Source organism: Arenibacter catalasegens (genome assembly GCF_002909235.1).
GTDB lineage: Bacteria > Bacteroidota > Bacteroidia > Flavobacteriales > Flavobacteriaceae > Arenibacter > Arenibacter catalasegens.
This window is the reverse complement of sequence record NZ_PHQQ01000003.1, coordinates 137,194-153,077: the sequence shown is the minus strand read 5'-3', so window position 1 is coordinate 153,077 and position 15,884 is coordinate 137,194. Positions and strand designations below refer to the sequence as shown.

Annotated in this window: 11 protein-coding genes; 10 read left to right on the top strand and 1 reads right to left on the bottom strand. The window is 39.8% G+C overall.

The window, feature by feature from the left end:
• Positions 1-20 precede the first annotated feature (20 nt).
• The 7 genes from CWD90_RS04385 (at position 21) to CWD90_RS04355 (ending at position 8,016) form a co-directional block, all read left to right on the top strand.
• Positions 21-1,397: a Gfo/Idh/MocA family protein gene (locus tag CWD90_RS04385; protein ID WP_103474704.1), complete on the top strand. Its 1,377-nt coding sequence runs from the start codon at positions 21-23 to the stop codon at positions 1,395-1,397.
• Positions 1,398-1,498: 101 nt separating this feature from the next.
• The gene (locus tag CWD90_RS04380) at positions 1,499-2,875 is read left to right on the top strand and encodes a putative oxidoreductase C-terminal domain-containing protein (RefSeq protein WP_103474703.1); all 1,377 of its coding nucleotides are present in this window, start codon (positions 1,499-1,501) and stop codon (positions 2,873-2,875) included.
• Positions 2,876-3,041: 166 nt separating this feature from the next.
• On the top strand, positions 3,042-3,860 hold the full coding sequence (locus CWD90_RS04375) for an SDR family oxidoreductase (RefSeq protein ID WP_103474702.1): 819 nt from the start codon (positions 3,042-3,044) through the stop codon (positions 3,858-3,860).
• 3 nt (positions 3,861-3,863) lie between these two features.
• Positions 3,864-5,066 carry a mannonate dehydratase gene (gene uxuA / locus CWD90_RS04370; RefSeq protein ID WP_103474701.1) on the top strand — a complete coding sequence of 401 codons (1,203 nt, stop codon included), beginning with the start codon at positions 3,864-3,866 and terminating at the stop codon, positions 5,064-5,066.
• A 166-nt stretch (positions 5,067-5,232) separates the two neighbouring features.
• Entirely contained in the window at positions 5,233-6,228 is a 996-nt protein-coding gene (locus CWD90_RS04365) for a TRAP transporter substrate-binding protein (RefSeq protein ID WP_103474813.1), read from the top strand.
• Positions 6,228-6,716: a TRAP transporter small permease gene (locus CWD90_RS04360; RefSeq protein ID WP_103474700.1), complete on the top strand. Its 489-nt coding sequence runs from the start codon at positions 6,228-6,230 to the stop codon at positions 6,714-6,716. The genes CWD90_RS04365 and CWD90_RS04360 overlap by 1 nt, the downstream gene beginning before the upstream one ends.
• The gene (locus tag CWD90_RS04355; RefSeq protein ID WP_192877986.1) at positions 6,706-8,016 is read left to right on the top strand and encodes a TRAP transporter large permease; all 1,311 of its coding nucleotides are present in this window, start codon (positions 6,706-6,708) and stop codon (positions 8,014-8,016) included. Before CWD90_RS04360 ends, CWD90_RS04355 begins: the two co-directional genes overlap by 11 nt.
• A gap of 123 nt (positions 8,017-8,139) precedes the next feature.
• Here CWD90_RS04355 and CWD90_RS04350 read toward each other — a convergent pair whose 3' ends face one another.
• Positions 8,140-9,036 (bottom strand): IS982 family transposase, encoded by an 897-nt coding sequence (locus CWD90_RS04350; RefSeq protein ID WP_192877985.1) that lies wholly within the window; start codon positions 9,034-9,036, stop codon positions 8,140-8,142.
• 368 nt (positions 9,037-9,404) lie between these two features.
• Between CWD90_RS04350 and CWD90_RS04345 the strand changes: the two genes are divergently transcribed.
• From CWD90_RS04345 to CWD90_RS04335, 3 genes are read left to right on the top strand one after another with little or no spacing between them, the layout of a single operon-like run.
• Positions 9,405-12,629 (top strand): SusC/RagA family TonB-linked outer membrane protein, encoded by a 3,225-nt coding sequence (locus CWD90_RS04345; RefSeq protein WP_103474699.1) that lies wholly within the window; start codon positions 9,405-9,407, stop codon positions 12,627-12,629.
• Positions 12,630-12,640: 11 nt separating this feature from the next.
• Positions 12,641-14,134 (top strand): SusD/RagB family nutrient-binding outer membrane lipoprotein, encoded by a 1,494-nt coding sequence (locus CWD90_RS04340; RefSeq protein ID WP_103474698.1) that lies wholly within the window; start codon positions 12,641-12,643, stop codon positions 14,132-14,134.
• Between the two features lie 20 nt (positions 14,135-14,154).
• On the top strand, positions 14,155-15,882 hold the full coding sequence (locus tag CWD90_RS04335) for a LamG domain-containing protein (protein ID WP_103474697.1): 1,728 nt from the start codon (positions 14,155-14,157) through the stop codon (positions 15,880-15,882).
• Positions 15,883-15,884 lie beyond the last annotated feature (2 nt).

Here is a 15,884-nt window from a genome sequence, read left to right as displayed (position 1 = left end):
ATTAATAAAAAAGTAAAAAAATGCAAAGAAGAAAGTTTATTAATAACTCCTTATTGACCACTGCTGCCGTGGTTGGATTTCCAACCATAGTGCCTGCCAGTGTATTTGGGAAAAACGCACCCAGTAATAAAATAAATATAGGACAAATTGGATGTGGACGAATTGCTCGTGATCACGATATTCACGATACCATAAGATTTGATCAGGCCCGTTACGTTGCAGTATGTGATCTGGATTCCAATAGGGCTGCCGATGCCAAGGTTTTGGTTGATGGCTTCTATAAGCAGAAAACTGGGAAGGATAAATACATGGACACTAAGATTTATGATGATTATCGCGAAATGTTACTTAATAAGGATATAGATGCCGTGGTAATAAGTACTCCGGATCACTGGCATTCACAACCTGCGATGGAGGCAGCTTTGGCAGGTAAGGATATTTATGTGCAAAAGCCTACCTCCCTTACAGTAAGGGAAGGTCAGCAGTTGCGTGATGCCGTTCAAAAAACAGGCGTTATTCTTCAAGTCGGGACCCAACAAAGGGCTATGCCCCAATTTAGAGTCGCGGCCGAATTGGTGAGAAATGGTCGTATAGGTAAAATACATACGGTTAAGATCGGACTTCCCGGAGATCCCGCAGGACCGGATGCACCTGCAATGCCGGTACCTAGTAATTTAAATTTTGATATGTGGTTAGGTTCAACCCCTGAAGTGCCATATACAGAGATCGGGGTGCATCCTCAACAGGGTTACGGCAGACCAGGCTGGTTGCGTTCAAGGAATTATGGAGCTGGAATGATTACCGGTTGGGGACAGCATCATTACGATTCTGCCGCTTGGGGTATGAATACCGAGCTTTCAGGTCCCATTTCCGTGGAGGCATTGGCTGAATTTCCAAAATCCGGACTGTGGAACGTACATGGCGATTTTTTTGTGAAACATGAATATGACAACGGAATTACGGTCTATACAAGTGGTGGTTATACCAATGGAATACGTTATGAAGGTACCGATGGTTGGATCTTTGTATCCCGTGGTTCCTATCAGGCCTCTGCCTCCGATCCAGTTGATCAGGAAAAGAGTAGTCTAGCACTTAATGCTTCTGATCCCAAGATATTGGAATCGGTAATTGGGGAGAACGAGACCCATTTGTATAAAATTGATGATCAGCACGGTAACTGGTTAGATTGTATTAAAACTAGAAAAGCGCCAATATCGCCTATTGAAAAGGGACATAAAGCCTGTACTGTATGCTTGATAAGCGACATCGCAATGCAATTTGACAGAAAATTGGAATGGGATAACGAGAAGGAGATGTTTATTAATGATAATGAGGCCAACGCCATGTTACATAGGGAGCAGAGAAAGCCTTACGGTACAGACCATGTAAAAGTTTAATAAACATGTTGTATATTGAATGATGTAAAAACAACCCCTCCTTTGGTCTAAATAGTTTGACCCGAGGAGGGTTTGTCATTATCCATAAAAAAATCCAATAAATGAAGTATTGTGTATCGACCCTCCTTTTAGTCCTATGTCTTAGTTGTGGTCAAAAAAAAGTAGAAGTGAAAGTAACTGCCGATAGTGCACCGGATATGGTAAAATTAATGACCTTGGATCCAGGGCATTTTCATGCCGCCTTGGTCCAAAAAACAATGTATAAGGGGGTAGATTCTACGATTTATGTTTTTGCACCCGAAGGACCAGAGGTAAGCGATTTTTTAAGTAAAATTGAATCTTACAATTCAAGGTCCGAAACCCCCACCCATTGGAAGGTCAATAATTATTTTGGGGATGATTATTTAGAAAAAATGATTGCCCAAAAACCAGGTAACGTCATGGTGGTGGCAGGGAAAAACTCCAAAAAGATAGATTATATTTTAGCAGCCGTAAAGGCAGGATTAAACGTTTATGCGGACAAGCCATTGGTAATTAACCCAGAGGGTTTTCAGAAATTGGAAGAGGCTTTCAAAATTGCTAAAGATAAAGGAGTAATGATTTATGATATAATGACAGAGCGTTTTGAGGTTACAACCGGAATGCAAAGGCAGTTTTCCATGTTGCCAGAGGTATTTGGTCAGGTGTTGGAAGGAAGTCCTGAGGAACCGGCTATAATTAAGGAAAGTGTACACCATTTTTTTAAGTATGTTTCTGGCCAGCCATTGGTAAGGCCTGCATGGTTTTTTGACGTGAATGAAGAGGGTGAGGGAATAGTGGATGTAACCACTCATTTGGTGGATTTGGTGCAATGGGAACTTTTTCCAGACCAAATTATTGATCGTACGGATATAGAAATGGTTAAAGCTAGACGCTGGCCTACGGTGTTGACTCTGGAAGAATTTAAAAGAGTGACAGGACTGGATAGTTTTCCTGATTATCTTAAAAAGGATATCGATGGCGATAAACTTAAGGTGTATTGCAATGGGGAAATGCTTTATAAAATTAAGGGGAAGTATGCCAAGGTATCGGTGATATGGAATTATGAAGCCCCTGAGGGCACCGGGGATACTCATTATAGCATAATGAGGGGGACAAAAAGTGATCTTATTATCAAACAGGGTAAGGAGGAAAATTATAAGCCTACCTTATATATAAAATCCAAAGGCGGGGAGAATTTTGATAATCTAATTTCCAATGCACTTGAGCAGACTATAAGTGCTAAATTTCCAGGAACGAAAGCTGAAAAAGTGTCAGAAAATATGTGGAAAATTAGTATTCCCGATGAATTTAAGATTGGTCATGAGGCACATTTTGGCCAAGTAACCCAAAATTATTTGCGGTATCTGGAAGAAGGTAAATTGCCCAACTGGGAGATACCTAATATGATTACCAAATATTATACGACTATTGAAGGCTATAAAATGGCCAAAAAATAGGGAAGTATGTTAGTCTTCATTTTATAGTTAGACTTAAAGAGGTTTTTTAAACTATGCAAACCTTTGCGATTATTACTTTGGGGTAAATCTTATATATTAATGCCCATTATTATTTCCTTGTGTTATATTTGGGTTTCATTGAACTAGAATAATAAAATTAAAATTGATGAGTGAACTTTTTTCGATTGAAAATAAAATATATGCCTTATCCGGTGCCACTGGCACTTTAGGAGGGTCAATTGCCAAATATCTTGTGGAAAACGGAGCCAAGGTATTGCTCTTGGGGAGATCCTTGGATAAGCTAGAGGAAAAATGCAAAGAATTAAATGCGATTGGACCTAATAGTGCTTATTTATTCGTTCTTGATGTAATGGACGAAAAGCAATTATCCGAATTGAAGAACACTATAATCACTAAGTTTAAAAAGTTGGACGGACTGGTGAATTTGGCTGGTGGCAATATTCCAGGAGCTACTTTGAAACCTGATCAGACCATTTTTGATATTGAACTTGGTGATACCCAAAAAGTAGTGGATATAAATTTGTTTGGTACCGTAATTCCTACAATAGTATTAAGTGAAATTATGGCAAAGCAAGGCTTTGGGTCCATAGTAAATATCTCTTCCATGGCGGCTAAACAGACCATCTCAAGAGTCTTGGGGTACTCGTTGGCCAAGGCAGGAGTAGATATTTTCACCAAGTGGATGGCCCATGAACTAGCCTCTAAATTCAGTGACAAGATTAGAGTAAATGCCATTGCTCCTGGGTTTTTCATCGGCAATCAGAATAGAAGACTTTTAACCAATGAAGACGGTTCCTTTACCGATAGGGGAGAAAAAATTATTACCAATACCCCAATGGCACGCTTTGGGGATGCCTCTGAACTTAACGGAATGGTGCACTATCTACTCAGTGATGCTTCTTCATTTGTTACAGGAAGTATCTATGAGATCGACGGTGGATTTAGTTCTTTTTCGGGAGTATAATCCATGCAATATTTAAAGAAAACACTGCGTTGGTTCGGACCTAGTTTTGGGGTGTCCCTAAAGGATATCAAGGAGCTTGGTGTTGCCGGGGTTGTGACTGCTTGCCATCAAGTGCCCATCGGAGAGGTTTGGTCATCCAAAATAATAAGGGAACTTAAAGGAGAAATAGAGTCTAACGGCCTGGAATGGTCCGTTGTGGAAAGTGTTAATATCCATAAGGCCATCAAGTACGGTTTGCCCGAAAGGGATATCTACATTCGGAATTATATTGAAACTCTTAAGAATTTGGCAGAAAACGATATTAAAGTGGTCTGTTATAATTTTATGCAACTGATCGATTGGACCCGTACCAATTTATATTATGAGCTTCCAACCGGGGCCATAAGTTTATTGTATGATCCCGTTGCCATTGCCGCTTTTGATTTGTTCATTCTTAAAAGGGATAGGGCGGAAGAAGTTTACGGTGTGCCTATGGTTCAAAAGGCTGAACATTATTATAATGCCCTAGATAAGCAGGAACTTGAACGGCTTAAAAGTGCTATCTTGGCCGGAATGCCAGGTTCTAAAGAGGCCATTGCCCTTACTGATTTTAGGTCGACCCTAGAGGAAGTAAGCAAAATTGAAAAACCGGATTTAAGGGAAAATCTGGCTTATTTTCTGAAAGCCGTTATTCCAGAAGCTGAGAAGTTGGGAGTGAAAATGGCATTGCATCCGGATGACCCGCCATTTCCAGTATTCGGTATTCCTCGAATTGCCTCTACCTATGACGATTTAAAATTTATTTTAGATTGTGTACCCTCTTCCAGCAATGGATTAACCTTTTGCTCAGGATCTTTGGGGGCAGTTAGTACCAATGACCTTGTTAAGATTATTCATGATTTTGGGTCACAAATTCATTTTTTGCATCTAAGAAATGTATCCAGGGAGCAAGATGGTAGATTTTACGAAGCCGCCCATTTGGATGGGTCCTTACCTATGGCCAAGATAATGGTAGCGATTGTTGAGGAACAACGGAAAAGGCACATGAGTGGGGAAGGGGATGTTGGGATTCCAATTAGACCAGATCATGGCCATGTTTTGTTGGACGATAAAAAAAGGAAGGACGAGTTTTACTCGGGATATTCTCTAATTGGGAGGGCTATTGGTATGGCAGAGCTCTATGGCCTGGAAAAAGGTATAAGGGAAATGCTCATAACAGGCACATAATTTAATTTTAAATTGGAGGGTCGATAATTGAAGAAATCACAATTATTTGGCTAGAATTGTAAGGAATTGTTGTTAAACTTTAAAAAAAGAGTATTTTTAAAGTTTTCTGGAAATAGAATATAAAGGTTAATAACGTTAACGTTAACGCTCAAGTAAATAAATGTATATGCAGGATTATAAAGCCCTAGGAAAAAAATTAATTGTTGCCATTGGGATTTTGGCGTGTTTAGGTTTGTACTCTTGTTCTGATATAACAAATCACAAAACTTTATTCTTTGCCCATTCCCTGCCGATAACCCATCCTGTCCATAAAGGAATATTGGCCATGCAAGAGGCACTTAATGAAAAATCGGGAGGAAAGTTACAGATCAAAATATTTCCCGATGGACAATTGGGAACAGAGCGGGAGGTATTGGAATTGCTGCAGATCGGTAGTGTGGCCATGACCAAGGTAAGTGCCGCTTCCATGTCTAGCTTTTCACCAGAATATAGGGTGTTGGGAGTGCCTTATTTGTTTAGGGATACCGAACATATGTTCAGTGTATTGGAAGGGGAAATAGGAAAAGAACTGTTGGAGGGCGGAAGTGAATATTTGCTTCGGGGCCTTTGTTTTTATGATGCTGGTAGTAGAAGCTTCTATACTTTGGACGGTTTTATAAAGACGCCAAGTGATCTAAAGGGTAAAAAGATTAGGGTTATGAACGATCAAATGGCCGTTAATATGGTCAACGACCTCGGGGGCTCTGCTACGCCAATGGCCTATGGAGAGCTTTATACTGCTTTACAACAACGTGTGGTGGATGGTGCGGAAAACAATATCCCCTCCTTTGTAACCTCCAACCATTACGAAGTTTGTAAATTCTATACGGTAGACGAGCATAGTATGGTACCGGATGTTGTTGTAGTGGGAACCAAGTTTTGGGATACGTTGAACGATATCGAAAAAGAGTGGTTGCAGGCAGCAGCGGATGAAAGTGTCAAAAAACAAAAAGTATACTGGCAAGAGACTGTAAAAGAGGGTATGGAAATCATTGAAAAAGCCAATGTTAAAATCTATAATCCTGATAAAAGCCCTTTTGTAGAAAAGACCAAACCTATTTTGGAAGAATTAATGAAGGATACTAAGATGAAAAGAATAATCGAAGAAATTAACAATCAATAATGCAAAAGACGTATAAAATATTGAATAGGGCCATTGAAGGTTTGTTAGTACTTATTTTTAGTTTGTTGGTACTGGATGTGGTATGGCAAGTAGTTTCGAGGTATGTAGTTGGGCAATCCAGTTCTTTTACCGAGGAATTTGCTAGATTTTCTTTGATCTGGTTAACGGTATTGGGTGCCGCCTACATTAATGGGCAAAAAGAAGGCCATCTGTCAATGGACTTTTTATTGGCGAAGCTTCCGATGGACAAACAAAAAAGAAGGCAAAGGATAATTCAGGTATTAATGGCAATTTTCGCTTTGGTCATTATGGTAATTGGTGGAGGTAATTTGGTGTATACCACTCTCAAATTGGGACAATTATCACCAGCCTTGTTGTTGCCGTTGGGATATGTATATGCCATAGTGCCAATTTGCGGCCTTATCATTATTTTCTTTTCCTTTTATCACATTAAAATAACCTTTAACGCCAACCATAATGAGTATTGAAACCATTAGTATCCTAGTATTGTTTATTAGCTTTATGGGATTGCTGGCCTATGGGGTGCCCGTTGCTTATGCTATTGGAATTTCTACCACGATCACATTATTGATCAATATAGCCTATATTCCAGCGACCACTACGGTTAGTCAAAGAATGACAACTGGCATAGATAATTTTGCTTTATTGGCCATCCCCTTCTTTATATTGGCTGGGGAAATAATGAACCGGGGAGGTATTGCCAATCGTTTAATAAATTTTGCAAAATCACTGATTGGGAGTTTGCCTGGAGGCATGGCGTATGTAAATGTTATATCGGCTATGTTATTTGGTGCTATATCCGGTTCGGCCATTGCCGCTGCATCTGCCATAGGGAGCACCTTGACAGAGAAAATGGCAAAGGATGGTTATCCCAGAGAGTTTAGTGCTGCTGTAAATATAAGTTCATCAACGACAGGACTTTTGATTCCCCCTAGCAATGTTTTAATAATTTTCGCCTTGGCCAGTGGGGGTACCGCCTCTGTTGCGGCCCTGTTCATTGCCGGATATATTCCTGGAATATTGGTGGGCTTGGCTATTATGCTTATGGTCTATTTATATGGTCGAAAAAGGGGATTGCCTAAGGAAGAAAGGGTAGGTTTTAAAAAGTTATTCCTCGATTTTAAGAATGCCATTTTAAGCCTAACCCTTTTGGTAATTGTGGTAGGCGGTATTGTGGCGGGGATTTTCACGGCTACGGAAGCAGCCGCCATCGCTGTTGTATATGCAGTTTTGCTCGGTTTTATTAATAGGGAACTTAAGTTTGCCGATTTTAGGCCTATCCTACTACGTAGTGCCAAGACCACCGCTATAGTTATGTTCTTGATTTCAACTTCCATGGCCATGTCCTGGTTGTTCTCTTTCGAATCTATTCCTCAGTCGTTCACAGGCTTCCTTTTGGAATCTGTAAAGAATCCTTTATTGGTACTGCTTTTTATTAATATTACCTTATTGGTGGTTGGTACCTTTATGGATATGACCCCAGCAGTACTCATTTTTACGCCTATATTTTTGCCTGTAGTTATGGCATTAGGGATGCATCCGGTTCAATTTGGAATGGTAATAGTTCTCAATTTATGTATTGGGGTATGTACCCCGCCTGTAGGAACGCTGCTGTTTGTGGGTAGTGGCGTCGCCAAAGTACCCGTCACAAAAGTGATTAAGCCGTTATTGCCCTTTTTGGCAGCAATGACAACTGTGCTCTTACTTCTCACTTATGTTCCCGAACTGTCTTTGTGGTTACCAAGAGTATTTGGGCTGATCGATTAAGAATCTAAATTATCTAATTTATACTAAGTCCCTGTCGCTCTTTTGTGATGGGGATTTTTTTTGGTAATTGCTCTGCTCAACTTCTTTAAGCCTATCCTATTTAACGTGAGTTCGATATAAGGATTACCCAATTCTTTGTAGGTTGTCAATATTGATGTTGGGTTTTGTTGGATAAAAGGCATAGGCAATAAGGCCCGAGATCATGTTGGTGATAAAATTCCCAAAGCTTCTGTACCTGGTGTGCTCTATTTGGCACTGGTTCTTTAAGATGTCGTTGACACTTTCCACAACGGCCCTTTTTCTGAGCAATATTTTGTCATATAGGTGCATCAAGGTATTCTTCATGTTCTTTTTTATTTTGGTCACCAGATGTATCCCATCCACGAACAGCTCTTCGAACAGGTCCTTTCCGATGTAGCCCCTATCGGCGAATATCTTCCCGAAGACCTTGTTGTGGAAAGTCTTGTCCTTGAGCGGCTGGCGGTCGTCCACATTGCCCTTTGTAATGAGGAAATCGATGATCTGCCCCCTTTCGTTGATAATGATATGGAGCTTGAAACCAAAGAACCACCCCATGCTGCCCCTGCCTTTTTCGGCTATTCCCTTGAATACCCTGTTCTGTTTTTCCCTTTTGCTATGGCATACCTTTATCAAGGTGGAATCCATAAAGGATATTCCCGAACATTGGCCCGAACAGCATATTTGCAGGAACAGTACCATAGGGACAACGGCCTTTTGCTGCAGCTCCACAAAACGATTGTAGGATACCGTACGGGGAAAGTCCTCCCGCATATGTTTACAGACATGGTCGAGGTAAAAGTGCTTTAGGCAGCGGTATCCTTTTTGGTGGAACAGTACCATAATGGTAATCACTTCGCTCTGGGACATTTTCGAGGCCCTGTTGCGTCTTTTTCTTCCGGAGCCATCATCGATCCCTTTCTTGTCAAGAACTTGGTCCAATTCTATGCAAAAATCGTCGATAAGACAAAAAATTTCCGTAATTTTATTGCTAGAAATCATAAGCAGATAATTGGTTAAATATTTGAATGTTAGATACTTAAATATACCAATTTTCTGCTTTTCCTGCAATATAAAATACTCATTTCTTAAGTCGAACTCACGTTATTTAATGGTTACTAAACTTTTTCTTGCCTTGTCTAAATAACTCAATTTCATCCAGATATAGTGACTCCTTGTGATGACTTTTTATTAAGTAATTTCCTTAACCTAAATTTAATAATTACATATTAATAAATTTAACTATTAGTAAACATTTTAGGTTTTTTTTGTAAAAAAAGATTACAAATAGGAAATATTTTTATAAATTGACCCTAAAATTTTCATATAAGTAAAATTATTTTAAGATTTTTTTAACTAAATAAACCACGATGAACAAAAGAAAAACTAAATTATTAGGGCTGTTATTTTCCCTTGGAATAGTCCAGATTTTATTTGCAAATATGTTGAGTCCCAACATTGAAGGCAATAGGAAACCGTCAATATTGATAGGGACCAACGTTCAACAACAAATTACAGGTACGGTGACCGATGAAGATGGAGTGCCTTTATCAGGTGCCTCTGTTATGGTAAAAGGAACTACCAATGGAGTGGTGGCCGATTTTGATGGAAATTTTACTATTGACGTTGACTCGGGAAGTATTTTGGTGGTTTCCTATGTGGGTTTTGAAACCAAGGAGATTACAATTGGCCTTCAGAACAAGTTGAACATTGTTTTGATAGCTGGAAATGCTTTGGAGGAAGTTGTAGTAACTGCCTTGGGGATAAGGAAAGAAAAAAGGAGGGTGGGTTACGCTACCCAAGAGGTAAATGGTGAGTCGCTGCAAAAGGCAATAGCCCCGAATGTGGTAGAATCATTAACAGGTAAAATTTCCGGCGTTACGGTTACCAGTAATGGCTCAGATTTCTTCTCTGATCCCCAGATTTATTTGAGAGGTGAAAAACCCTTAATTGTTGTTGACGGCGTACCGCAGCCAAATAGTGATTTTTGGAATCTTGCTTCAGATGATATTGAAAACATCACTGTTTTAAAAGGTGCAGCAGCTTCCGCTCTTTACGGTTCTTTGGGCGCCAATGGAGCAATCCAAATCACCATGAAATCAGGTAAAGGCGTTGACGGTACAGTAATTTCTTTTAATTCTTCCACTACTTTTCAAGGAGGCTTTCTCCGAATACCGCACGGTCAAACTCAATATGGTCCTGGAAATACAGGAAGATATGAGTTTGGAACCGGAGCTGCAGGTGGCGGTGGTGTTAACGATTTTGATTACTCGGTTTGGGGGCCCAAATTTGACGGCAGGCTTGTTAAGCAATTCGATTCACCAATCGATCCAGTAACAGGTGAGCGTATACCTACCCCATGGATTTCTAGAGGTGAGGACAATTTGAAGAATTTTATGGAAGTAGGTATGGTGACCTCAAATAACGTAACCGTACAGTCTAGTTCTGATAAAGGCAGTTTTGTAATTTCCAATACCTATAAATATGCAAAGGCCTCCACTCCTGGACAGCGATTGGATATAAATACCTTTAGATTAAGAGGGAACCTAATTCTTTCTGACGCCGTTGACATAGATGGGTCATTACAGTATAACTATCAATATTCGGACAATAGGATTAGGGGGACCTATGGACCAACTTCGCCTATTTATCTTTTAAGTATTTGGGGAGGTGCCAACTTTGATGTCCGTAATTTTGATGGAGACAATATTTGGCTACCTGGTAAAGAAGGGATTAAACAAAATTTCGTAGAGAATTGGAGATATAATAATCCTTATATCCTATCTCATTATTGGAAAAAACCATGGACAAAAAACGACATTTTAACCTATCTTAAGGCAAACTTTAAGCTTTCGGATAAGGTAAGCGCATCAGTTAGGTCTACCTTAAATTCCTATTCCTTGACCGATAATGAGGAAATTTCAAAGGACATCTATAATTATGATATTCCGGATAGAGGCGGGCGATTTAGATATAATGCTACTCGTTATTTTGAAAATAATACGGATTTTTTACTTTCTTATAATGAGAGCTTTTTCAATGATGAAATTCAATTGAACGGCACTTTGGGTGCCAACCAACGGTATGTTAGACTAGAAAGGGAAAATGCGAGCACTACACAGTTGATCATTCCTGAAATTTTCACCTTGAATAATTCGGTGGATCAGGTGACACCTAGTAGCTCCAAGAGATATAAGGGTGTTTACAGTGCTTATTCCGCTTTGGACTTTTCTTATAAAAACCAGCTATTCTTTGGTATGACGGGAAGAGTGGATAAATCTTCATCCCTTCCGGAAGCTAACGATACCTTTTTCTATCCGTCTATTTATCTAAGTGCCGTTGTTAGTGATATGATTAACTTGCCAGAGCCAATCAGTTATTTAAAATTAAGAACTGCCTACGCAAACGTTGGTGGTGATCAGATTGGGAATTCAAGCGATCCGCTGGATGACACCTATAATGCCGTATCTTCTTATGACACTGGTAGAAACAGGAATTTTCCAACGGCAAGTTTTCCTGGAACACTCGACAACCCTAATATAAGGCCATCATTCACTAATTCTTTTGAATATGGGTTTGAGATGAAATTATTTAAAGGTCGTTTTGGTATTGATTTTTCTTACTATGAAAATGAATTTGGACCACAAATTTTTACGCAACCTTTTTCTTCAGCCTCTGGATATGATGGTATCCGATTAAACGGTAGGACTACCGAGCGAAGGGGAATGGATTTTAGTATCAACGCTACACCAGTAAGGACCGACAATTTTAACTGGTCCATGATCGTTAATTTTGATAAAAACAAGGAGTACTTAATTTCTTTACCTCCATTACCTGATGGAACGCCGCAGGAGAATGAAGGAAGAACAAAAGTTGGTGCGCTTATTGGTGATTACTGGTATTCTGAATGGGAAAGGTCACCGGACGGGCAATTGATTATTCAATCTAGCGGAACACCAAAGGTTACAGATTTTCCTGTAAACCAAGGAAACACCCAGGCAGATTTTACAGCTAGTGTAAACAATTCACTTACCTACAAAAATCTATCATTAAATTTTTTAATTGATGGTCGTTTCGGTGGAACCACTTACGATAGATATGAAAGGGATTTATGGCGAGCGGGTGGCCACCCTGATGCGATTCACCCGGAAAGGGAACTTTCAAATATCGCCTATGTAAATGGTGGGGATGCCAAGACCATGCAAATAGCTGGTGTAGCCATTGTCTCTGGAGAGGCCACCTACGATCCTGACGGGAATATAGTAACGGACACAAGGGTCTTTGAGCCAAGTAACTACAAAGTGGACTACCAAACCTGGGCCGGGGGTTATAAGGCGGCGTGGCAGAATGTTTTAATAGAAAAGACTTTTGCCAAACTAAGAGAAGTGTCATTGACTTATATGCTCCCTTCCAAGTTATTGGACAAAACATTTGTCGATTCCGCTTCTATCTCCTTGATAGGAAGAAATCTTTTGTATTGGACTAAGGACGACACCTTTGGGGATTTGGATACCTATACCGTAAGTACGGGAGATACCCAGTTGCAATTGCCTTCACAAAGATCTTATGGATTTAACTTAAACTTTCAATTCTAAAAATATTTAAGATGAAAAATATGTTAAGGAATACAATGTTATTAGTGCTGCTATCTTTAGCAGCTAATAGCTGCTTAAAATACGATGAATTAAGGGAAAATCCCATTCAGCCCAATTCGGTTCCGCCGAGTTTAATATTCACGCAAATAACTCCCGGTGTGGAATCTTCTTTTAGGGATACTTATGAGCGAATGCAATATCACTTATGGATTGCAACAGATAATGTTTCTTCGCCAAATTTCAGTGGTGGATTTGGTGGGTCATTCACTTATGGCGATTTAAGGAATATAGATAAAATGATGGAAGAGGGGGAAAATGTAGGTGCAAGTGAATATGCCATCTTAGGTAAATTTTTTAAAGCTTATATCTACCTTGAAATGACTAGAAGGATGGGAGATATTCCTTTGAGTGAAGCGGCGCAGGGGGTTGATAATCCTACCCCAAAATACGACTCACAAAAATCGGTTTACATTCAAAGTTTAAATTGGTTGGATGAAGCTAACCAAGAGTTGGGCGAGTTTATCACTAACAATCCAGGAGCCATATTGGAAGGGGACCTTTACTTTAAGGGGGATTTAAAACAATGGCAAAGGTTAATCAATGCCTATACCATTAGGATGTTGATTTCATTAAGTAAAAGGGAAGGTGATTCTGAAGTAAATGTTAAAGGGCGTTTTGCCAATATCGTTAATAATCCAGAGACTTATCCACTATTAACCGGTTTGCAAGATAATGCGCAGTTGACCTATACCAACGAGGAAGGGTTTCGACAGACCTATAATCCAGATCAAGCTGTTTATAGGGATGCGGTGGTCTATGCAAGTACGTACATAGATATGCTTAAAACCTTTGAAGACCCAAGATTAATGCAAGTGGCCGATCCAACTAAAGATGCCTTGGATGTCAACCCAGATGAGGCGGCGGTGCGGGCAGACTTTGATTCTTATGAAGGTGCTGATATTTCTGCAAATGGTACTGTGAATTCTTCTAAAAAATTGGACGGTGATTTCTCCTTCCCACATTTTGATAAATATTGGAATTATGTGGGCCAGCCGGGAATTTTCATGAGCTATTGGGAACAAGAATTGCATATTGCAGAAGCGGCACATAGAGGATGGGCGTCTATAGATGCCAAAACGCATTATGATAATGGAATAACTGCTTCTATGGAATTCTATAGTGTGGATGCAGCTGAAATTTCGAACTATTTGACGGCTAAACAACCTTATATTACAGGGGCGGCCGGATTAAAAAGAATTTTGGAGCAAAAGTATTTATCTTTTGCAGAAAATTCTAACCAGGAATCATTTTTCACCACAAGAAGAACAGGAGTGCCGACCTATATATTTTCGGATGAAAATAGCATTACGAAGTATCCAATACGTTGGACCTATCCAAGTTCGGAGGATACGGAAAATAGGGATAATTATCGGGCTGCCCTTAGAGCGCAATTTGGTGCAGAGGTAGATGATAGGGATCAAGTAATCTGGCTACTAAAAGATTAATACACTTAAAATTCAGTATAATGAAAAATATAGAAAATATAAAGAACTTCAAGGTTGTAGCCTTTGCGCTACTGTTTCCAATATTCATTTTATTTATTGGTTGTACGGTAGATAGAGGAGAAGGATGGGCAGATGAAAGGTATTTGGAAAACTTCGAATTTTATGTATATCACACCAACCCGAATACGGGGTTGGACTATACAGAGGAGGAATTAGCCGAATTGACTTATAATCCGTTGCTCAAAGAATCATACGCCGAGGGTCAGTCTATAGACTTAGCTATAGTTACTTCAAAATTACCTTCTGAAATAAAGGTGCTCCTGGGTACAGACTTATCTGTCTTGGAAACCTTAACAGATTTTCCAACTTTTGGCGATAAATTTAAGTCCAAAAGTTTTGTATCTAGTTTAGAGGAACTTAATCTATTGGAAATAGGGGATAAAACTACCCTTAAATTTGATATTTTATATACGGATGGCTCCATAGGGGCCGTGAATTTTGAAATTAAGAAAGCGAAGTTTTTTGATCCAAATGCAATCATAGATACTTTTGTTTATTTAAAGAAGAGTACGGGAGAAACTATTCCTTTGGCTATTGATGAAAAGGTGACTTCAAGAGTAAAGGATGCTGCCTATGGTTCAATAGTAGAGTTTAATGGTGCGGATAACCAAGTAGAGATATTGGATGTTCCTGAATTGAGTTTTAGGCATGACAGTGATTATTCTATAGGGTTTTGGGTAAATACTACTTCTACCGATAGTGATCCGGTAATGATAGGAGATCAGGACTGGGGCAACTCTTCCAATCCAGGATTGACGATAGCTTTCCGTGGCGACAATTGGCGTGTTGCAACATCGGATGGTGTAACGAAAGCCGATACCAATTATGATGGCAGCTTTAATGATGGGGATTGGCATTATATTGTAACGACTTTTGATCGGGATGGCAGCATGACCCTGTATCAGGATGGTACTTCAGTTGCATCTGCGAGTATGGCGGGAATCGGCAATACAGCCAGTGGAAACCCACTTCGCGTAGGGCAGGATGGTACTGGCGCCTATGGTCAATTCTTTGAAGGTAACATTGGAGAGATTTCTATCTATGATTACGCCTTGACTGCTCAACAGGTCGCCGACGCTTCCACTTCCTTAACTGGAGTACAGTTAAAGAAACAGGATGGCTCTGTTAAGAATATAGCTGTGGCTAATGCTGGGGCTACAATTAGTAGTGAGAATGATATGTCTGCTTTCACCTTTGATGGTGTAAATCAGTTCGCAACAATTAGCGATGCGGATTTGGATTTTAGGCATGATAGTGATTATTCTATCTCCTTTTGGGTGAATACTACATCATCTGATAGTGATCCGGTTATGATTGGTGATCAAGACTGGGGCAGCTCCTCCAATAAAGGGTTAACCATAGCATTCCGAGGTAGCAACTGGCGTGTTGCTACATCTGATGGGACAACAAAAGCAGATACAGATTTTAATGGCGGTTTTAATGATGGCCAATGGCATTTATTGACCGTGGTTTTTGATAGGGATGCCAATATGACCATGTTTCAAGATGGTAAGGAAGTTGCCAGTGCAAGTATGGCCGCTGTTGGCAATACAGAAAGTGGTAACCCATTGCGATTGGCGCAGGATGGTACAAGTAATTATGGACAATTTTTTGAAGGCAAGATAGCAGGAACGGTTATTTATGATTATGCTCTTTCGGTTCAAGAAGTTGCAGCATTATTTGATTAAAT